The sequence below is a fragment of the Litoreibacter ponti genome (assembly GCF_003054285.1).
Classification (GTDB): Bacteria; Pseudomonadota; Alphaproteobacteria; order Rhodobacterales; family Rhodobacteraceae; genus Litoreibacter; species Litoreibacter ponti.
This window is the reverse complement of the sequence record NZ_QBKS01000002.1, coordinates 705,655-726,265: the sequence shown is the minus strand read 5'-3', so window position 1 is coordinate 726,265 and position 20,611 is coordinate 705,655. Positions and strand designations below refer to the sequence as shown.

19 protein-coding genes are annotated in these 20,611 nt (G+C 61.1%); 6 read left to right on the top strand and 13 right to left on the bottom strand.

Annotated features, from left to right (window positions below):
• Positions 1-4: 4 nt before the first annotated feature.
• From C8N43_RS17395 to C8N43_RS17370, 6 genes are read left to right on the top strand one after another with little or no spacing between them, the layout of a single operon-like run.
• Positions 5-1,894: a nitric oxide reductase activation protein NorD gene (locus C8N43_RS17395; RefSeq protein ID WP_107847351.1), complete on the top strand. Its 1,890-nt coding sequence runs from the start codon at positions 5-7 to the stop codon at positions 1,892-1,894.
• A gap of 1 nt (position 1,895) precedes the next feature.
• Complete coding sequence (locus C8N43_RS17390) at positions 1,896-2,078, top strand: protein NnrT (RefSeq protein WP_107847006.1); 183 nt, start codon at positions 1,896-1,898, stop codon at positions 2,076-2,078.
• Positions 2,057-2,314, top strand: a complete 258-nt coding sequence (locus tag C8N43_RS17385; protein ID WP_245913075.1) for an NnrT protein — start codon at positions 2,057-2,059, stop codon at positions 2,312-2,314. Before C8N43_RS17390 ends, C8N43_RS17385 begins: the two co-directional genes overlap by 22 nt.
• Entirely contained in the window at positions 2,311-2,565 is a 255-nt protein-coding gene (locus tag C8N43_RS17380) for a DUF6522 family protein (RefSeq protein ID WP_107847004.1), read from the top strand. The genes C8N43_RS17385 and C8N43_RS17380 overlap by 4 nt, the downstream gene beginning before the upstream one ends.
• On the top strand, positions 2,565-3,758 hold the full coding sequence (locus tag C8N43_RS17375) for an NnrS family protein (protein ID WP_107847003.1): 1,194 nt from the start codon (positions 2,565-2,567) through the stop codon (positions 3,756-3,758). The genes C8N43_RS17380 and C8N43_RS17375 overlap by 1 nt, the downstream gene beginning before the upstream one ends.
• The gene (locus C8N43_RS17370) at positions 3,755-4,423 is read left to right on the top strand and encodes an NnrU family protein (RefSeq protein WP_107847002.1); all 669 of its coding nucleotides are present in this window, start codon (positions 3,755-3,757) and stop codon (positions 4,421-4,423) included. Before C8N43_RS17375 ends, C8N43_RS17370 begins: the two co-directional genes overlap by 4 nt.
• Before the next feature lie 32 nt (positions 4,424-4,455).
• Here C8N43_RS17370 and hemN read toward each other — a convergent pair whose 3' ends face one another.
• The 13 genes from hemN to C8N43_RS17310 form a co-directional block, all read right to left on the bottom strand.
• Positions 4,456-5,811 (bottom strand): oxygen-independent coproporphyrinogen III oxidase, encoded by a 1,356-nt coding sequence (gene hemN, locus C8N43_RS17365; RefSeq protein ID WP_107847001.1) that lies wholly within the window; start codon positions 5,809-5,811, stop codon positions 4,456-4,458.
• 291 nt (positions 5,812-6,102) lie between these two features.
• Complete coding sequence (locus tag C8N43_RS17360; protein ID WP_107847000.1) at positions 6,103-6,660, bottom strand: chemotaxis protein CheB; 558 nt, start codon at positions 6,658-6,660, stop codon at positions 6,103-6,105.
• A 347-nt stretch (positions 6,661-7,007) separates the two neighbouring features.
• Positions 7,008-7,343, bottom strand: coding sequence for a hypothetical protein (locus tag C8N43_RS19675; RefSeq protein ID WP_158270010.1), 336 nt, complete (start codon positions 7,341-7,343; stop codon positions 7,008-7,010).
• Between the two features lie 600 nt (positions 7,344-7,943).
• Positions 7,944-8,798, bottom strand: coding sequence for a DUF481 domain-containing protein (locus tag C8N43_RS17350; RefSeq protein ID WP_107846998.1), 855 nt, complete (start codon positions 8,796-8,798; stop codon positions 7,944-7,946).
• 139 nt (positions 8,799-8,937) lie between these two features.
• Positions 8,938-9,873 carry a LysR family transcriptional regulator gene (locus C8N43_RS17345; protein WP_107846997.1) on the bottom strand — a complete coding sequence of 312 codons (936 nt, stop codon included), beginning with the start codon at positions 9,871-9,873 and terminating at the stop codon, positions 8,938-8,940.
• A gap of 593 nt (positions 9,874-10,466) precedes the next feature.
• Complete coding sequence (locus C8N43_RS19670; RefSeq protein WP_158270009.1) at positions 10,467-10,721, bottom strand: hypothetical protein; 255 nt, start codon at positions 10,719-10,721, stop codon at positions 10,467-10,469.
• Positions 10,722-11,614: 893 nt separating this feature from the next.
• A complete protein-coding gene (locus C8N43_RS17340) occupies positions 11,615-12,874 on the bottom strand; it encodes a benzoate/H(+) symporter BenE family transporter (protein WP_107846996.1) in 1,260 nt (419 codons plus the stop codon).
• Positions 12,875-12,911: 37 nt separating this feature from the next.
• Positions 12,912-13,733, bottom strand: coding sequence for an enoyl-CoA hydratase/isomerase family protein (locus C8N43_RS17335; protein ID WP_245913074.1), 822 nt, complete (start codon positions 13,731-13,733; stop codon positions 12,912-12,914).
• A 20-nt stretch (positions 13,734-13,753) separates the two neighbouring features.
• The gene (locus tag C8N43_RS17330; RefSeq protein ID WP_107846995.1) at positions 13,754-15,283 is read right to left on the bottom strand and encodes an AMP-binding protein; all 1,530 of its coding nucleotides are present in this window, start codon (positions 15,281-15,283) and stop codon (positions 13,754-13,756) included.
• Entirely contained in the window at positions 15,276-15,782 is a 507-nt protein-coding gene (locus C8N43_RS17325) for a (2Fe-2S)-binding protein (protein WP_107846994.1), read from the bottom strand. The genes C8N43_RS17330 and C8N43_RS17325 overlap by 8 nt, the downstream gene beginning before the upstream one ends.
• The gene (locus C8N43_RS17320) at positions 15,770-16,597 is read right to left on the bottom strand and encodes an FAD binding domain-containing protein (RefSeq protein ID WP_107846993.1); all 828 of its coding nucleotides are present in this window, start codon (positions 16,595-16,597) and stop codon (positions 15,770-15,772) included. Before C8N43_RS17320 ends, C8N43_RS17325 begins: the two co-directional genes overlap by 13 nt.
• Complete coding sequence (locus C8N43_RS17315; RefSeq protein ID WP_107846992.1) at positions 16,594-19,578, bottom strand: xanthine dehydrogenase family protein molybdopterin-binding subunit; 2,985 nt, start codon at positions 19,576-19,578, stop codon at positions 16,594-16,596. Before C8N43_RS17315 ends, C8N43_RS17320 begins: the two co-directional genes overlap by 4 nt.
• Before the next feature lie 115 nt (positions 19,579-19,693).
• A complete protein-coding gene (locus tag C8N43_RS17310; RefSeq protein ID WP_245913073.1) occupies positions 19,694-20,491 on the bottom strand; it encodes a helix-turn-helix domain-containing protein in 798 nt (265 codons plus the stop codon).
• Positions 20,492-20,611: the final 120 nt, after the last annotated feature.

Sequence of the window (20,611 nt, the reverse complement as noted above, 5' to 3'; positions counted from 1 at the left end):
CATGATGCACCTGCGCGACCTCATGGAACCCGAAGAAACGGTCGGAAACCTTTGGCACGATATGGCCAGCGGGATCGGGGCTGGCGTCACATACCCCGAAGCGGGCGTCACGCTGGCCTCGGTCCGGCCCAGCCTTGCCGTGCTCTTCCGCGCGCTCGGCGGGGCACCGGGGGTCGAACTGGCCGAGGTTGCGCCAAGCGTTGTGCAGCACCGTCAACGCATGCGCCGCAAACTCGGGGCTGAACGGGATCGGGAATGGGTCGCGCGCTTCGATGGCGAACGGCTGGCATTGCCACCCGTCATGGTTGCGTTCCCCGACCCGGACCTGAACCGCGCTGCGTTTTTCTGGCTGACGGCGCTGGCGGCTGTCACTGATGCCGGTGCATTCAATGCGGGCGGCACCGGTCCCGCACGAGATTGCGCGCATATTCGCGCGAATGCAGCGGCTGCGGACAAGGCCTATCTGGCCTGCCCCGGATTGCGAGGTCGCTATCTCGCCATGGCCGCGTTTTGTGCAGAGGCCCGGACAGACATGCACCGCCCCGCACAAGAGGCCGCGATGGAACAAGCGATCCGCGATCAGCTGTGTGGCCAAGCTCCCGCGCTTGATGCCGCAGGTGCAGAAGCGCGCAGCTACATGCCATGCGCCCCTGTTCCGATCTGGTTGCGCTTTGAACGTACCGGCACGGGCGGGCAGGCTGCCGACGATGCCGAAGCCGATCCCGCCGCACCGGCACCCAATGCCGCCTTGAGCAATCGCAAGCTAGGAGAGCGCAAGGATCAGGACCAGCAGAACCGTAAGGACAGCTTTATCATTCACCGCTTTGAATCGATCCTGTCATGGGTCGAATCCATGAACATCAACCGCAGCGTCGATGACGACGATGACGAAAATGCTCAAAAGGCCGCCGATGATCAGGACCGGGTCACGCTGTCGAAACAGAATCGCAAGGTCGCCACACGGCTGCGGCTGCATCTCGACCTGTCGCCCGCCGATGCCGATCACGAGGCTCTGGCGGGCAAGCATACCTATCCAGAATGGAACCACCGGTCGCGCACCTATATGGAAGATCACTGCCGCGTGCTTGATGCGCCCGCCGTGGCCGATGGAGCGCCATATGCGCCGAATGAACGTTATGTGCGCGAGGTGCGCCGCCAGTTCGAGGCCTTGCGCCCGCGCCGCGTGTTGCAACCGCGTCAGATCGACGGGACAGAGCTGGACCTGGACGCGGTCCTGACCGCACGCGCTGACATGGTGGCGACCGGGCGCGGATCGGATCGTATCTGGCAAGCCGCGCGGCAGATGGATCGCGATGTATCGGTCGCGTTCCTGATCGACACGTCGCGGTCGACCGAAGCGGCGATCGGCGATACATGCGTCATCGACGTGGCCCGCGACACGATGGCAGCATTGGCCGCAGGGATCGACGCGGCGGGCGACCGCTGCGGTATCTGGGGGTTCTCGTCACTGCGCCGTGACCGGGTGTTCCTGACCCGGTGCAAGAGCTTTGAAGACCCGATGTCACCGGCGATCACCGCCAATATCGGCGCGCTGAAACCCGGTCACTACACCCGCCTCGGTGCCGCGATCCGACATGTCAGCGCACAATTGGGCGAGGAACCTAGTGTTCGCAAGCTGCTGATCGTGCTGACCGACGGCAAGCCCAACGATCTGGACCACTACGAAGGCCAGCACGGGATCGAAGACAGTCACATGGCCGTGCGCGAAGCCCGCGCGGCGGGCCAAAGCCTGCACGGCGTGGTGATCGACGAAGATGGGCAGGACTGGTTCGCCCGTATCTTCGGGCGCGGTGGGTTTGCCCTCTTGCCGACCCCCGAACGCCTGCTGCGCGCGCTGCCCGACATTTACAGAACACTGACTCAGGAGACCTGACATGCGCTTCTTTCTTCCCCTCACCGGCGTCTTCGTCCTCGCAGGCTCGCGCCTTTTTGCCGATGGCTTCGACCGGCCAATCCCACAGGCACAATCCGCAACGGCGGAATTCTGGTACGCCCTGGCCTGCATCACGCTTGTGGCAAGCATGGTGGCTGTACAATGGCTGGTGTCGCGCAGATGACACGGGCGGGGTGGTCCACAGGCAAGATCGCTCTGGTGCTCTACCCATTCGGTGCGGGTGCGGCAGCGGTCAACGTATTCTTTGCCGCCCTGATCTTCAGCTGGATCGGTGGCCCGATCCTGTCCACTGGGCTTTCGATCCTGATCGGCGCGCTTCTTGGCATTCCCGCAACATGGTATTTTGCCAAACACATTCGTCACCTGATGGACGTGGCCGACAAGGGAGCGGCGAAGTGAAGATCGACATGAGCGGTGACCAGCCCACCATTGACGCGCGCGATCTTGGTCAACTGCTGGACCTGCCCCCGGACGAAGTACAAAACCTCATGCGCGCAGGCGAAATCACATCGCGTTTCGAAACGGGTGAGGACGAAGACGCAGGCAAGGTTAGGCTGACCTTTTTCCATCGCGGTCGCAGGGTGCGCCTGACATGTAGCAAAGACGGGACCGTTTTGAGCACGACCCGCGTAACAACGGAGCGACCATGATGGCGCATTCATCCGCCGAGCAGATACGCAGCTGGAACGGCCCGGCGATTTTCAGCTTTGGCTTCCGCCCCTTTTTCCTTTTCGGTGCAGTCTGGGTCCTTTTTTCAATGGGCCTTTGGCTGGCGGTGTTGATGGGCGGTGTCGACCTGCCCACCCGCTTTGACCGTGGGTCATGGCACGCGCATGAGTTTCTGTTCGGCTATCTTGGCGCGGTGCTTGCCGGTTTCCTGCTGACGGCTGTGCCCAACTGGACCGGGCGTTTGCCAATCGTCGGTTGGCGGTTGGCGGGGCTTTTTGCGCTTTGGTGCGCCGGGCGCGCGGCTATTCTGTTCTCCAATTCGCTTCCCTCATTTGTGGCTCCGGCCATTGACCTTGCCTTTCCCATTGCGTTGGGCGGTCTGATCCTGCGCGAAATCATTGCGGGCAAAAACTGGCGCAACCTGATCGTGCTGGCCCTGCTTGCCGTATTCACGTTGGCCAATGCGCTGTTTCACTACGAGGCACTTGCCGGTGAATACGCCGCGCAGGGCTATGGGCTGCGGCTGGGCCTGGCGACAGCGGTGATGATGATCGCCGTTATCGGTGGGCGGATCATCCCGTCCTTTACCCGCAACTGGCTGGTGCGCGAACAGCATGCGGCACGTCCTGCACCGCCGATGCAGCGTTTTGACAAGGCCACCTTGTTGCTGAGCCCGCCGATCCTGGCGATCTGGACGCTTCAGCCCTTTACGGTCACCACCGGGTTCTGCCTGCTGGTGTTCGGCGTCTTGCATCTGATCCGGCTGACCCGGTGGCAGGGGCACCACACGCTGAGCGAACCTTTAGTGTTTGTCCTGCATGCGTCCTATGCGTTTTTTCCGCTGGGTGCTTTCGCGCTTGGGCTGGACCAGATCCTGGGCAATCCGGGCACGGCGGGGGCACAGCATCTGTGGATGGCGGGCGCCATCGGGGCGATGACCCTCGCTGTCATGAGCCGCGCAACACTTGGGCACACGGGCCGCGAATTGACAGCGGGCAGGGCCACTATTGCGATTTTTGTATGCGTCTTTGCAGCGGCGCTAATGCGGTTCCTGACCCCGCTCCATCTGGGCCTGAGCACCCTTTCCGGCGTGTTCTGGCTGCTGGCCTTCGGAGGGTTTGTCGTGGTGTATGGTCCGATGCTTCTGCGGCCAAAGGCAGAGCGCGGCACATGACCTGGGCGGGTTTCATCGGCATCTTTGCCCTGTTCTTTGCAACGCACTCGATCCCGGTCCGACCCGGGATAAAGTCACGCATCGTGGCACAGGTCGGTCCGTGCGGGTTTGCAATCGGCTATTCGATGCTGTCGCTCGCTATGCTGGCTCTGCTCATCTGGGCGGCGGGCGCGGCACCTTACGTCGAGCTTTGGCCCCAGCTTTCCTGGCACCGACACGCGGCGCATGCAGGTATGCTGGTGGTCTGCCTGATCCTTGTCTTCTCTATCGGTCGCCCCAATCCATTTTCCTTTGGCGGTGCGCGCAACAACATGTTTGACCCTACGCGCCCCGGCATCGTGCGGCTGGTCCGGCACCCGGTGCTGGCGGCTCTGGCGCTTTGGGCGGCCTTTCACATACTGCCCAATGGTGACCTCGCCCATGTCTTACTGTTCGGCGTTCTGGGTGGGTTCGCCCTGGGAGGCCGAACGCTGATCAACCGCCGCAAGAAACGGGAGATGGGATCCGACCAGTGGGATCGGTTGAGCGCAACCGTTGGAGAGGCTCCGGTTCTCGGAAAGCCGACGTCCTGGTTGGGCGCTGTGGCCCGGCTTGTCCTTGGGGCCGTGCTGTTCGCTGCCCTGATCGCCCTGCATCCGGTTGTGATAGGTGTGCCAGCACTTTGAACTCTGCAGCAATGATCACCTAGTCCGGTCGCTCAGGACGCGCGTGAATAGCGCACGCCCTCTGGCATATGTTGATCAAATACAGAAGCAATAATGCGGGTGAGCGTCCGGCCCTCGGGCAGTATCAGGATGCGTGATCCGTCCCGCTGAACGAAAGGGGCGAAGCGGCCTGCAAGCTCAACAAGTCGGGGTTTCAGGGTCTCTACACGATGCCCGAATTCAGGCCTCAAATCCTCCAGATCAAGAGCGAAGGTGCACATCAGTCTCTCGATCGCGCGAGCATGAAGGCGATCTGCCTGCGTAAGCTGAAACCCACGTGCACCGGGTAGGCATCCGCTGGCAATCCGCTGTTTATAGGCCGCCGTGGCGGGCGCGTTCTGCACATACCCCTCCGGAAAGCGCGATATCGACGACGCGCCAAGACCGATCAGAGTCTCGCAGGTGTCGGTGGTGTAGCCCTGAAAATTGCGTCTCAGGAAGCCGTTTTTGGCGGCCAGTGCAAGGTCGTCATCCGGGCGCGCGAAGTGGTCAATTCCGACCGGCGTCATTTCAGCGCCGTTGAATTTCTTTGCCGCCAGCGCTGCAAGCGTATACCGCGCCGTGTCATCCGGTAGAGCGCCCTCGTCGATCAACTTTTGCCGTTTGGAGACCCAAGGCACATGCGCGTAGCCGAAAAGCGCGACACGGTCCGGCTCGAACGTCAGAACCTTGTCAATCGTGTCGTCGATGCGTGCAACGGTCTGATGCGGAAGCCCATATACCAGATCGGCGTTCAGAGAAGTGATGCCTGCCGCACGAAGATCGGCCACGCATGTCTGGGTGACCTCAAACGGTTGCAACCGGCCGATGGCCTTCTGAACGATTGGGTCGAAGTCCTGAATGCCGATGGAGGCGCGCGTCATGCCCTCCGCTGCCAATGCGTCGATTTTCGGACGATCGACCATGGTCGGATCGATCTCCACCGAGAACTCGAAGTCGTCCGTTGGTGAAAAAACACTGCGGATTGCTTGCGACAGTCGGTGAATGAGGGGTGGCGGCAGGATCGTGGGTGTGCCGCCGCCCCAGTGCAACCGACCCATTCGCATACCGTCCGGTAGCGCGCCACGCAGCAACTCAAGCTCTTGTTCAAGTGTTTCGATGTAGCTTTCGAGCGGTCCAAGGGTGCGCGTACCCTGCGTGTGGCAGGCACAGAACCAGCAGAGGCGCTCGCAAAACGGGATATGTATGTAGACCGAAACCGGGTCCTCCGGGTCCAGCCGCCGAAACGAAGCATCCTGGAATGCCGATCCGATCTGCGGGGAGAAGACCGCAGCGGTTGGATAGGACGTATAGCGCGGCACGCGCGCGTCGAAGAGGCCCAAGGCTTTGAGGTGTTCCGTATGTTCCATGCAAGCTTCCTGCCATATGAAACCGGCGCTGAAATTGCACTAAGTCAAAGTCTTGGGGTTTTTTGATTTTGATGACGGTACAGGCGGCCCATTCCTGCCGTTCATCGCTTACAAGAACGTTGCGGCGGGACTCCCCGGAAACAGACATTGGTCTACAAGCCCATGATAGAATCTCTGCATCCGCCATGCGGTGTTGTCCTGGCACCGATATTTGAGGCGCACCACACCGATGTGGTCGTTTTGGACCCTCCCGGGCTCGTTAACCGCTTGTACATGCAGATCCTGACCGGTTCAGTAATGTTCCAGAAGCCAATTTGAGATTTCAGCAGTCGTTTGAACTTCGGCATCAGCACATCGTTCTAGCACGGAGATGGGAAGGTCAGCGAACTCTGCCTCGTGAGGATCTTGAACGATTGTGCGCCCTCCAAACTCCTCAATCATGCGCATGCCTGCCGCACCATCCCGCAACTTTCCCGACAGAATGATCCCTGTGGCAGCAGCTTGGAATGTGAATGCTATTGAGCTCATAAGGGAGTCGATCGAAGCAAATTGACCATCGTGACGCAATGCTTCGTTTAGCACAAAGCGGTCACCGTGAATCTTCGCGTCAGTTTCGCCCGGCACGGTGTAAATCACACCCGGACGCAAGATCATCCCGTGCATCGCGCGTTGGATATTGAGATTGCTTTCAAACCTTAGGACACGTTCTAAACGAGAAGTCGCAGGCGCATGTATAGTGATCACGAGTGGTGCGCGTAGCTGATACGGCAAACCGTTGATAATCCTTCGGATCGCCTGAATTCCTCCTGCGGATGCACCGATCGACACACAGCCGTAATTGATGTCCATCGTCAGGTCCGAATATCTTCACGCTCAGCAAATTTGTGAAGGATAACTAAGGTGGAGAGCCAGTATTTCCAGATCATCAATCGAGTAAATTTTGAAGATTTAGATGCGCGTTTACGCTTTCTTAACGGATCACTTTGAAACTTGTATCAGCACAACAAGTTGAAGAGTAAGAGATGGATCTCGACGAGCTGATACAGAGGACGCAGGTCGCTGCCGACTATGCTCTGAGGCAAGGTATGGCAGAGCTTGCGGATCTTCTCGACATAAGCCTCTACGAGCTCGACAAAAAGCGCTGTGAGAGAAGCTTATCCCACTCCATTAAGCGATTGCACTAGTAACCCTCGTGCTTATCGCGCCCCAAGCTTCGACGGCTTGAGCCTCGAATTTGCTGCTACCTGCTCCGCCCGGATAGTGTCGAGAGAATTCTCCTCAGCAAGACCAGCACAACAGAAGCCGAGTTGATCAACTTCAAAATAGTTCAACTTGGGCAAGCCGCTCCTGTCTTCGCGCAGCAGCGCTCGAGCTGCGTCTAATCTGCTGCCCTTAAGCTTTAGCCCAAGTGGCACCAAATCGTTCTTTAGCGCATAGTCTTCTAGATCAGCGAGTACGCCAATCATCCAGTCATGTCTTCCGTCCATGTCTTTTATCTTCCACTCTTCAGCACGCCATATAGATTCCCGCATTGAGTTAACGAGAAGTTAACCAAGACCCTCTCTGTGAGGAGCTTACGTTAGGTCATGCACCATTCTGCAGGAATCTCCAATCCTCTCGTCATTTGCTTTCCATCTAAGTGTTTGATCTTGACCAAACAGGTTGCGTCATCTCAGACTACCGCTATCCAAAGCGTATTTCTCCCGAATCCGCGCAGAACTTTAGCTCTATCACGCATGTCCCTTGCCGATATTCTGCAATCGGCAGGTTGCCGCGCGAGTAAAGTTGATCAGGTACATCTTTGGATCGGAAGGCTTGGGCGAACGGGAACAATAACGGCATCGACCCCATACCAGCCGTCGATTTCTTTAGTTGGAGTTTGCCGCGCAGCCCGCCGAAACCGCCACTCGCTGCGGCTGATTGATCGAAGGCTCAACGAATTCAAGTTATCCAAACAAAGCGGTACTCTTGCGCTTTTGCAGTCTTCATTTTGAGGTCGTCTCTCTTCTTCATGACAACTCGTCGCAGTTTTGCGTTCAAAGGAGGAAAGGGGCGAATTGCTTCGCCCCTCCCAGTCCGATTGCGTCCTTCCTGAGAGAGAAGATCAGGTCATAAGAACGCTATCGCCTCCCTTAGAAACCTAGAACCAGAGACAGGCCCACGGTGTTGTCGGTCGACTTGCGGCCTGGAGCCGGGTCGGAGTTGTAGTCGGTGCGGTACGATACGCGGGTCGACAGGTTGTCCGACATCTTGAAGTTCACGCCGAGGTCGTTGGTTACAACCGTGTTGGCCGAAGAGGACAGGATGTCCGTGTCATTGGTCAGCGACATGGTCTCGGTAAGGGACAGGTAGTAACGCGATGATGCGATCACGGCCTCTTCGGTCTCGGACACGCCAGCGAAATCTTTCGTGTAGCGAGCACCGATGCCCGCCTGCACACGCCAGGTCTGCTCAGCGGTGTTGAGCACGCGGTAGCCGGGACCAAAGCCAAGGAACGCGTCAGTCGCATTGCCTTCAACTTCGACGCCGTTTTCGTCGACACCAAAGCCGTCATACTCGTAGCGACCGATACCGAAGAGGTAGAACTCGGGCGAGAAGTATCGCTGCGCCTCATAGGTCGCAAAGAACTTCTCTTCGTTCTGCGTACCGTTGGCTTCGCCGTACTCGATCGCAAAGCCAGCCAGATGGTTCCACTCACCGATGCCATAGGTCAGGCGACCCGCACCGGACACTTCGCCGGTGTCGGTGTTACCTGAGGTGCCAGAGGCGGTCAGTGCGATGGAGCCGCGGAAGCCTTGGGCAACGCCGTTCGGGCCGAAGCGTTCATCATCATCACCGCGTGCAATATCTTCGTTCACGTCATCCGTGATGTCGTCGATGCGCTCGTCCAGAACTTTAGTGCCGACGAGGGCATCTTGTGCAAAAGCAGGCGTCGCAGCAATCAGAGCAACCACGGATACGGTGGCCAGTTTCGAAATCAGTGTCATGGGTCAGTCCTTTCCCAACAAGGTGACCCGTCCGTCGGAAACAGTGCCGAGGATCGGGAGCATCTCTGCTGCATCCGGATATAGGCAAAGGCATCACATAAGAGAAATTCAAAATATTATTGTATAAACAGAGTATTGCTCACGGTATGTCGTGAGAACTGCCCAAAACGGGAATCTGGCTGTTGTTGCTGATCGTCTTGAGACGCTCAATTACCGCCTCTTGGGCCTGACCGGCCATCTCGACGGTCTGTCGAAGTGTTCGCTTTGCTACTTCTGAGACTTCTGAATCTAGATCGTCGCGCCATACAGCGTAGGCCGGATATGGGAAGCGCGGCGCACCCGGGACGAGGTGAAGCTGCCCCGCGTCAAGATATTGCTTGATGTAGCGCGCGGGAAGGTAGGCCGCGTATTGACGTTTGACGATAAACTCTGCTGCAAGCGCCCCAAGAGAAAAAGTTAGCCCCGGATTAACCAGATCCGGCAGCTCTAGCGCGTGGGCCTGCACGAACTCAGGTCCCCAGTCGATGAAGACATATCGCCCTGCCAAATCCAGCGTCGGCTCGGGCCAGGATGCGACCAGCACCAGTTCTTCATCGCTGATCTTGGACACCGACAAGCCAGAGCGCAGCTGCGGGTTGTACATCAGGCAAGCTTGAACAACGCCTTCGATTAAGAAGCGCGTGAGTCTGTCCGGCATCCCCAGTTCAGTACGAATACTGAGCGTGGGCATTTCTTCCCGCAGTGCATCGATCCATCGAAAGCCCAGTCGCGGCCACAGGGAATACTGCGCCCCGATGGTCAAGCTTCTAGTGAAGCCATCTGGAATCGCAACTTGCTGACGCGCTTCTTCCCAGAGCTTGATTAGGCCCAAGGCATAGCGCTCAAACTCTTTGCCCGCCGGCGTCATTTCCGCCCCGGCCTTAGAACGTGTAAATAGCGGTCTCCCCAAACTGTCTTCGAGCCGTTGGATACGCAGGCTCACCGCGGATTGGGTTACAAAAAGCCGCTCCGAAGCAGAGACAAACGATCCGGTGGCGGCTACTTCAAGGAAAGTCTTTACAAGAGTGATATCCATACGAGATACATAAGAAAAACTGCGATCATCGGCAATTTTTATTCGTTACGCTCTGATGACGTTGGCGTATAGACGCGTCAAAGAAGTCGAGTGGAAGAGAGCGCGCTCTGTGACCTCGCGTGTTTCAGGGACCTGTCGCTCCCAACGGCGACAATCCCTGCCACTCGGCTTCACTGTGTTACCCCACAGCAATGACCTTGCAAATGAATGACGGTGACCTCGAAAAAAAAATCGGCGATCGACCATCTACTCCGCTCTTCTATTCATTGCTGGCCTTAGCCCTTGGACATCGGATCTACGGCGCAGTTCGGTAGATCAGACACTGACCGCGACTGCATAACTCGAAGGCCGTCTGAGGTCATGAGCGAGGACCATCCTCGCCGTTCGACTAATCATTCTTCAAGGCAAGTCACGGCCCAATCCGGACCTTGGTCTACCCATCTCCAGCTGCAGCGCAGCCTTCCCCAAACCGGCCATTCGCTGCTCCTGCAACATTCCGGTGTCGAGCGAGGTCTCTTTCGCGGACAAAGCGGACGAAGCGGACTTTGACATCCAAACAGAAAATCTGCCGGATGGTTTGGTCCGACAAAGTATTAAGCCAATAAGCGAACCATCTCTTCTATTTGAGTGTTCGTTAACACCCATTCCGCATTCGGATCGAGATCATCAGTTACTGTTATAGAATTTGAAAGCACGTTTTTTTCAAACAGGAGATTGTTGGTACCCAAGCTATCGGCATCCCTGTTCTTTAAGAACGATACCATTTCATGAGCGAAATCAGCCAAGTGTTCGACCCGAAATTCCTCACGTATCCTTCCTGCCAGCAATAGAACATCCGTCATCATCATTGAGGTGGTAGAATGGGAAACTGGTGTTGGCAAGTGTCCAATTTGGGCTCAAAGCCGCCCTTAGGTCGGTCGCAGCATGCTCGCCTGCTGGTAGACTCCGCACTGTAAGGTCGGCCCATTCCTGCCGTTGGCCGAAGAGTCGAGATGCTGCGGCGCGGCCCGTCAAACCGGCCATTCGCTGCATGTGCAACATCTCGGATGCATTGAACTGGTTGTTTGCGGCCCTTTGCGGACATTGGCCAATAGCTGCCTCCGCTGCGCTGCGGCCCGTCAGAGCCGACTTTCGCTGCGAGCGCGAATTCGAGCGCTCTGCGAACTAGAAGACCGCAGGACAAAGCGCCAGTTCGCTGCTTCGGCTCAAATGGTTGCTGTCTACGCTTCATGACATCGCTTTTCGAAAGGAACGGCTGAGAACCGTCATTCGCAGCACCCGGCTCGAATGTCAGCAAAACGGACCGGCCGACTCTTCGAAACGACTGCTGGATTTGCGCTTACCATGCCGATCCGTTCAGGAAAGAGAGTGGCAAGCCTTGTTTATTGTAAATTCAAAAAATCGAAAAACTCTTAAAGAATTTCAAGCCAGCCTTTAAACCCACTGAGTACGCCGGCAACGTCCCTCGGCTCTCTTGACCAATTTTGCCCACAACTTTGAGTCGCCGCATCTGAATCGGACCACGGTCATGCGCAGGGAACGTATAACAAATAATGGCGAACAGGCGAGACACGCCAACTTGCCAAGTTCTCGGAAAGCCAGCGCAGTGACCTAATATAATCACATGTTTCCGTTTCGCCAGTTCAACGGATCACACCGACGACAAACAGAACAATCGTAGGGGGCGCAGCGCTTTGACTGACGCCCCCATTTGATCACTCGTGCGACTAAACGCCGGTCTTCAGGACGCCGAGGTGGCCACGGGCTTGGATCTGACCGCCCGCTCGTTCAGCACGGATACCGCAGCGCCCGCGACCAAGGCCCAGAAGGGCGCGCTGATGCTCAGGAACGACACGTTCGACATCGCCACGATCAGGGCGACGAAGGCTCCGATCTGATGGCCCGCATTCCGGTCGAAGGCGGATTGGAATGCACTCAGCAGGACGGTGATCATCGCCAGGCCCGCCACCGCGCCGATCAGGGGCCCGGGCAGCGCCATGATGAGCGGCACCGCAACACCGGCGAAGATCCCGAAGGCGGCGAAGAGCACGCCGTTCAGCACCGTCGCCGCATAGCGTCCCTCGGGGTTCTCGCCCGCCTGATCAGAGGAACAGATCGCCGTCATGGGCCCAGCGATATTGGCGTTATGCCCGCCGATGACCCCTGCCAGCATGCCGCCGATGCCCGAGATCACGGTCATGGCGTTGATCGGCGGACGGTAGCCCTCGGCGTAGAGAACCCCGATGGCCTGGGCGTTCTCGGCCCCGATCACGAGCACGGCCAGCGGCACTGCAATGGCAAGGAATGCGTCGACCGTGAAGACCGGTGCGGTGAATTCCGGTGCGACAAAGCTGATTGCCGCCTCGCCCCCCTGGAAGCCTCCGGTCAGGGTCACGGCCACGAGGCCCACGATCAGTGCGGTCAGAACCGGCGGAACGGCCCGCAAGAACCGCATCGACAGGAAGAAGGCGATGGTCGCCGCACCGACCACGATGGGCAACTTCTCGATCGAGGTGACCGCGCCGATGCCGAAGCGGATGAGCGCGCCCGCGATCATCGCCATGACAATGGGCATCGGAAGCCAGCGCATCACCTTGCCGATGAGCCCGGTGATGCCGAGCACGAAGACCATCCCGCCGGCCATCAGGAAGGCGCCGACCGCCTGTTCGAAGGGGAAGGTGCCGAGCGCGCCGGCGACGAGCGCCGCGCCGGGGATGGAATAGGCCCCTGTCACCGGAAGCTTGTAGTAGAGCGCCATGATCAGGCTGATCAGCCCGCCGAGGCCGTAGATCGCCAGAAGCCAGGCCACGGTCTGCCCCTCGGTCAGACCGCCATTATTGGCCGCACCGATCACGATCAGGGCAGGCCCCGAGCATCCGAAGATGGCCGCGACCAGTCCCGCGCTCGCCGTTTTGATGCCCAGCGCCTCGCGCAGGCCCGAAAAGCCCGCGCCAAAGCCCGGTCCTTTCTCGATCCAGTTTCTCTTTTCTGTCTGTTCCATTTAGGTTTTCCTCCCTTGATTTTGGTTGCTCGCCGTCTCAGCGGCCGGTGAATTCGGGCTTGCGCTTGGCGTGAAAGGCCTCGACCCCCTCGCGGAAATCTTCCGATTGACGCAAGCGGCTGTAGTTCAGGCCCTCCATCTCGATCGCGGTGCTGAGAAGCGCATCGTCAGTGTCGTTCAGCAGCTTCTTTGCGGTGCGTTGCGCAATTGGTGAAAATTCACGGAGTTCGTTGACAAGGTCGGTCACCGCCTGTTCGAGATCGCTATCGGGCACGCATTCGGTGGCGATGCCCCAGTCCAGCGCCTGCTGGCCCTTGATGCGCTTCGAGCGCATGACGATGTCCTTCGTGCGCGTCACGCCGACAATTTTCTGCAGCCGGGCGGAGCCACCCGATCCAGGGATTTGGCCCAGTTTCTGTTCGGGCAGGGCGTAGCGGCAGGTCTCGGACACGATGCGGAAGTCGCAGGCCAGCGACAGCTCGAAGCCGACGCCGAAGGTGTAGCCGCGATTGGCGGCGATCACCGGCTTGGAGCAACGCGCAGGTGCCGCCACGTTCCAGGCGAGGTGCGAGACATGCTCGGGGCTGGCCTCGAGGAAGCCCTTGATATTGCCGCCCGAGGAAAAATGCTCGCCCTCGCCGGAGACGACGATGATACGCACGCGGTCATCTTCGTCGAGTGCCTCGAAGACGAGGCGGAGCTGATCGCGGGCTCCCATCGAGATCACGTTGTAGGGCGGTCGTGCGAGGATGATGTCCGCGCGTTCGCTGGCTTCATCGAGCCTAACGTGGAAACCGTCGAGTTCGGCAAGGCGCGGATCGGTGAAGGTCATTGTCTCGGTCATCAGAGTCTCTTGCATCTGGATGTCTTTCTCTGGAGTTACGCAGTTGTGGTCTCGGCCGGTTCGACCTCGTATTCGCCCGCAACAAGCAGGCGGCGGAGGAGTTTTCCGACAGGGGATTTCGGGATTTCGCGCACGAAGACGTAGCGGCGCGGTCGGCGGAAATTGGACAGGTCCGAGCCGCGGCAATGGGCGTCGAGTTCGTCTTCGGTGACCTTGTCACCGCGCTTGACGAAGGCGGTCACCACCTTGCCCCAGCGTGGATCCGGCAGGCCGACAACCGCGACCTCGGCCACGGCGGGGTGCAGCGACAGGCAGCTTTCGACCTCGACCGGCGAGACATTCTCGCCGCCCGTGATGATCATGTCATCGGCCCGGCCGGTGACGAACAGATCGCCGTCCTCGTCGAAGTGCCCGCAATCACCGGTGAAGTACCAGCCGTCGCGAATTGCCTTCTTGTCCGCTTCGGGGCGGTTCCAGTAGCCCTCGAAAGCTTCGTCTCCCTGCATGGAGGCGACGATTTCGCCTTCTTCCCCCGGTGCGCATGTCTGGCTGATATCAGTCGTGCCCAGCGGCACCACGCGCAGTCTCTGGTTGATCGCAGCGCGGCCTGCGGATCCGGGCTTGGCCGCAGCGTCCTGGCAGATGGAGAACGTGTAGATCTCGGAAGAGCCGTAATGGTTCACGAAAAGCTCGGGCTGGAAGGCCTCCGCCAATTTCTGCAACAGACCGTCGGTCATGGACGCGCCGGCAAAGCCCAGCTTTCGCACGCTGGCGACCCGATCCGGCCTGAAACCTGCGTGGTGGACAATGTCGTGATAGAGCGTCGGCACGAGATAGAGGTTGTTGACGGCATGCTGCTCGATCGCATCGAGAGCCTGCGGCACGTCAAAGCGCGGCAGGCAGACGAAGCTACCTCCGATCACGCTGGCCGACAGGAGCGAGCGGATGCCCATCGTGTGATAGAGCGGCATGACGCCAAGCGTGCGCTCGCCATGGCCGTACATGTTCTGCGCCACATGGGCGATGGCCGCGGCCCGTTCGGCCCGGTGGCGGCGCGGCACGCCCTTGGGCTTCGAGGTCGTGCCGGATGTGTAGAGCATGACCGACAGATCGTCGGCGCCGGCCTGCGGCACCGCATCGGTGGCGCGCCCCGCCAGCATCGCGGCGAGGCCATGATCACCGCCGAGCGGCAGCACGTTGAGGTTCGGGGCAAGTGCCGATCCGGCCACCGCCTCGGACGCGGCATCGTCATGCACCAGAACGCGGGCCGCACTGTCGTGCAGCGCATGGTCCAACTCGTCGGCGGTGACGCGCCAGTTCACGGGCGTGATGACGATCCCGGCGATCTGGCAGGCCCAATGCAGCGAGGCGTTCTCCCACCGGTTCTGCATCGCCGTGACCAGTGTGTCGCCCTTGCGAAGCCCGATTTGGCCGATCGCATCGACAAGCGCGCTGATCCGGCCATACCAGTCGGAATAGGTGATCGTCCGGTCTCCTTCGGCGATTGCCATCGCGCCGGGGTCTCGTTCCACGGACGCGATAAAGCTGGTTCCGAGGTCAAGCATCGATTGGTCCTCCCTTGATGCGGTTACGGGCGGCCAGCGCCGCCTGAACAATGGGCGCATAGCCGGTGCAGCGGCACAGGTGGCCCGAGAGCGCCTCGCGGATCGCGTCTTCCCCCGCGTCCGGTTGGCGCGAAAACAGCGCGTCGAGCGACATGAGGATGCCCGCGGTGCAGAAGCCGCATTGCAGCGCGAAATGTTCGCGGAAGGCCTCTTGCAGCGGGGTCAGCGTATCAGTTTTCGCAAGCCCCTCGACCGTGCGGATCTCGCAATCCTCAGCCTGCTGGGCGAGTATCAGGCATGCACGTACGGGTTCTCCGTCCACCTGCACCGTGCAGGCCCCGCAGACGCCGTGCTCGCAGCCCACATGGGTGCCGGTCGCGCCGATCTCGTGGCGAAGAGCATCCGTCAGCAGCGTGCGCGGAGATACCCGGACGGATACAAGCCGTCCGTTCAGGGTGAAGCGCACCGGGTGCGTCTCGTCTTTAGTCAGTCGCGGCATGACAGGGCCTCCTCCAGCGTTGCGAGCCCGAGGTGCCGGACCAGGTCGCGGCGGTAGCGGGCGGTGGCGTGCAGGTCGTCTCGGGCCTGCAGGTGCCAGGCGAACTCGTTCAGCCGGTCGTCGAGATCGGCTCTGTCTGCCGGCAGCTCGAGTGCACGTGGTGTGTCGGCGACGCCGCCCACGGCAAGCGTGGCGGTGCCATCGGGCCGGGCGATCGCAGCACAGGCGACGATCGCGAAATCGCCGTGTCGGCGCGCCACTTCGCGGAAGGCATATCCGGTGTTCGGCTTGCGGGTCGGGAACGAGACTGAGAGGATCATCTCACCGGGGGCGAGGTCGGTGGACATCATGCCCTGAAAGAAATCACGCGCCGCAACATCACGCGTCTTGCGGCGGCGGCGCAGAGTCACTGTGCCGCCGAGCGCGATCAGGCACAGCGGCAGCTCGGCGCTGGGATCGGCATGGGCGACGGAGCCGCAGATCGTGCCGCGATTGCGCAGCTGCGTATGGGCGATCCAAGGCAGTGCCGCGTGTACCAAGGGCAGGCGATCTGCCAGCTCGGGCCAGCGCTCCAGCGTGCTCTGGCGCACGGCGGCACCGATGGTAATCCGGTTGCTCTTGGCTTCGATCCGCGACAGTTCCGGGATGCGGGTGATGTCGACAAGCGTGGTGGGACGCGCGAGGCGCATGTTGAGCATGGGCACCAGCGACTGACCGCCAGCGATGACGCGGGCCTCGGTGCCGCCCTGGTGCAGCGCCTCCAGCGCCTCACTCATGTCGTTGGCCGTTACGAGATCGAACGTGGCGGGTTTCATGACCGGCCTCCCTTAATGATGCGATCAACAAGCCCCCGCAGGCGAGCCACGGCACCGCTGGACGCGCCGCCGCCGCAATGGCGGGCGAGGGCGCGGAAAAACTCGCCGATCACGACCTTCGCCGCGCCGTCCAGAAGCCGTCCGCCAACCGAGGCGACCTTGCCGCCGATCTGGGCCTCGTAGCGATAGGCGATCTCGGTGCCGTCTTCGGTGTCGGTTAGCGTGATGCGGCCTTGTCCACCGCCCGTACCGAGCGCGCCTACGGCCTGCCCCGAGATCGTGACCGCGTTGGGCGGGTCGAGGTCCGACAGGTCGATATCGGCCTTGTAGCGCCCCCGCACAGGCCCGACGCCCAGCGTCACATCCGCCTTGAAGCGCGTCTCGCCGACCTTCCGGACGCCATGTGAGCCGGGGATGATCGCGTCGAGCGTCGCGGGGTCGAGCAGCATCCGCCAGACATCCTCGCGGCTGGCCTGCACCACGGCGCGGCCTTCGCCGGTAAGCTTGCGCCCACCTGCCGTGTCCTCGGTTTTCGTCTCGGACACGGGCTCTTTCGGGGCGGGTTCGTCGCCGAAAATTAGGGGGGCGAGCTTGGCCGCAGTCACCGGCAGCACGATCTCGGGTGCATCGCCCTCGGGTGCGAGCGCATCGGCCACGGCGTTGGCGATGCACACGGGCGTGGACATGCAATTGCCTTCGCCCACGCCCTTGGCCCCGAGCGGTGTGAAGGGCGACGGGGTCTCGTGATGCAGGATCACCGGCTCGGGAACCTCCATCACGGTGGGCAGCAGGTAGTCGGCAAGCGTGCCCGAGCGGAAAGACCCGTCGGACCCGTATGCGTATTCCTCGAGGAAGGCCGCGCCGACCGCCTGGGCAAAGCCGCCCCGCACCTGACCGTCGACCATGGCGGGATGCAGGATGCGCCCGCAATCATGCATGGTCACGTAGCGGTCGATCCGCGGCTCGGCGGTCTCAGGGTCGATTTCGATCCCGCAGAAATCGAAGATGAAGCCGTGACAGAGCGAGGAATTCACCCCGTCCTCCGCCGTCGGTGCCTCCAGCTCGGGCGGGGTCCAGTAGGCGGTCTCGCGCATGGTCTGGTCTACGCTTTCGGGCAGGGTGCCCGGCGACCAATGCGCTGTGGCGGCCACCCGTGCGAAGGACAGGCTGTTGTCGGGATTGCCTGCAGAACGGATACGGCCCGCCTCGAAGAGCACATCGCTTGCAGAGATGTTCAGCTGCGTGGCCGCGACTTTCGCCAGCTTGTCGCGCAAACGCGCAGCCGCGATCTCAGTCGCACCGGCGACGGCGGGGGCAAAGCGCGAGGCGTAATTGCCCGAGGCGATGGACCACGCGTCGCGCATCGTGTCCACATCGGCCAGAACGCGCACCGCCTCCAGCGGCAGGCCGAACTTGTCGGCCACGACCTGCGCCAGCACCGTACGGTGGCCCTGACCCTGCGGAACCGAGGCGACCTTGACCGTGACCGAGCCCAGAGGGTCGATTGAGATGGTTGCCGTGGCCTGCGCGCCGTTTTTCGGCCCAGCCTTAGCGCGCTCTTCGGGCGTCAGAACGGTGGTTATGTAGCCCATGTTGGACACGGAAGGTTCCACTACGCAAGCAAAGCCGATGCCGTAGCGGCGGCCCTCGGCGCGGGCCTTGTCGCGGCGGGCGTAAAGCTCGGCGAGGCCGCCTTCCGCGACCGCGCGGTCCAGCGCCGTGGCATAGTCGCCCGAGTCATAAAGTGCGCCGCTGGCCGTACGGTAGGGAAAGGCCTTGGCGGGGATGAGATTGCGGCGAATGACCTCGAGCCGGTCCAGTCCGAGATGCCGGGCGATGGTATCCATCAAACGCTCCAGCGCGAAATAGATCTGCGGGCCGCCGAAGCCGCGATTGAGGCCCGTCGGGGTTTTATTGGTCAGCACAACGCGGTTACGGATCGCCATGTTCGGGATGTCGTAAGCACCGGTCATGTTACCGTGCATCCGGTAGAGCGTGGCAGGCTCCGGCGCGCGCAGATGAGCGCCGCAATCCTCGATCTGGTCCCAGTCGAGCGCGGTGATCCGTCCGTCCGCCGTCACCGCCGCCTCTATCCGGGTCTGTCGATTGGTGGCCGAGACGCTGGCCGACAGATGCTCCAGGCGGTCCTCGATCCACTTGACCGGCGCACCCGCGATGCGCGCGGCGATGCCCGCGAGGATCATGTAGGGAAAGACGCCCTGCTTGATCCCGAAGGAGCCGCCTGATTCAGGCGGTGTGCGCAGCCGCAGCCGGTTGCCCGGCACGTTCAGCGACCGGGCCACTACCGCGTGGATCGAAAAGGGGCCTTGGAAATTCGCGGTAACGTCATAGGCATCTTCGCCCGGCTCGTAACTGGCGACGACGCCGTAGGTCTCGATGGGCGTGCAGGCGCTGCGCGGATAGGTCACGTCAATGCCGATCCGGTGCGCCGCCGCGTCGAACGCCGCTTCGGGCTCTCCGTAGCGGAAGCTGCGTTCATTGATGAGGTTGCTGCCGAGGCTGGGATGCAGCACTGGCGCGCCCGCAGCCAGCGCCGCCACGGGCTCCACAACTGCGTCAAGCGGAACGTAGTCGACCACGACAAGATCGGCGGCATCCTCTGCAAGGTAGCGGTCGGTCGCGACGATCATCGCCACCGGCTCGCCCACATAACGAACGCGGTCCACCGCCATGGGCCAGCATTCGACATCAGCCTTTACGCCGACGGTCATGGACCGGGTGCGCGCCGCAACATCTTCCCCGGAGATCACGGCAACAACGCCCGTCGCCTGCGCGGCCTCGGCAGTGTCGACAGACCGGATCGTCGCATGGCCGTGGGGCGAACGGACAAAGGCCAGCGCCAGGGTGCCCGCGGCAACCGGCAGGTCGTCGATATAGCACCCGCGCCCCGACAGCAGCACCGGATCCTCGACGCGCAGTGCGGACTGGCCGAGCAGCTTTTCTGTAACGGTATCTTTCATGTCTCCTCCCGGCTTGGCATGGGCAAGCTCTTGGGAGAGGACGTTAGGCGCGGATATGCTGGCCTTGCGACTCCGCCAGGTCTCGGACCTTACCGAGGAGTCTCAAAAAGCGGGGTCAGGCGGTATCGCGCAGGGCAGAGACATCGCGGAAGACGCTGGGCGAGGAGCCGGCATGGTCGTGGAAGAACCGCGAAAAATGCGCCGGGACAGAAAATCCCAGCTCGTCGGAGATGGCCGAGAAACTGCGCGTTTCGTTGGCCACGGCCCGCACCGCACGTTCCACCCGCTGGGTGTTCAGGTAGACCCGGGGCGAGATCCCGGTATCGGCCTCGAAGAGCCGGAAGAAATGCGCACGCGACAGGCCGCATTCGCGGGCGAGCCAATCCATCGAGACAACGCCGGCTGGATCCTGCCGGAGCAGGGTCAAGGCCCGCGCGATCCGACGGTCGGGCGCGCGCGTCGCTTTGGCCCGGTCCCGGAGCGAGGGTTGCACGCTACGCCAGGGTACCAGCCTCTCGATAATTGAGACCATCAGCCGCCCGATCAGCCGCTCATGCGTCGCGGCATCTCCGGGTGCCTGCACCATCGCCTCTGCCGTCTCGCCGACCTGTCTTCGGATCTGCGGCGTGATGGCACCGCCCGGATGCGGGAAAAAGTCCGGACCGGCGCTTGCCTCCCAATTGCCCCGAAACGCGCCAAGCCAAGCCGGTTCTATGTACATTGCCAGGATGATGGTTGGCGGTTGATCTGCGCGGTGCACGTAGCTGTGATGCTCCCACGCATTGATCAGAACCGCGCTTTCATCGGTTAACGCCACGCGGCGCCCGCCCACATCGAACTCGGTATCGGCACCTTCGACCTTCAGAAGAACGTGGCATTGCGCATGGGCGTGCTTAACCAGAGGCCGGTCCATATCAAGTAGAGCGACCCGCCCGAAAGGCCCTATAGCAATTCTCAGAGCAGACGACATCCGAAATGGTTACCAGTTTTCAAGATCGGGTCAATCTCGGCCGGCTGCAGGCTTCATGACGGC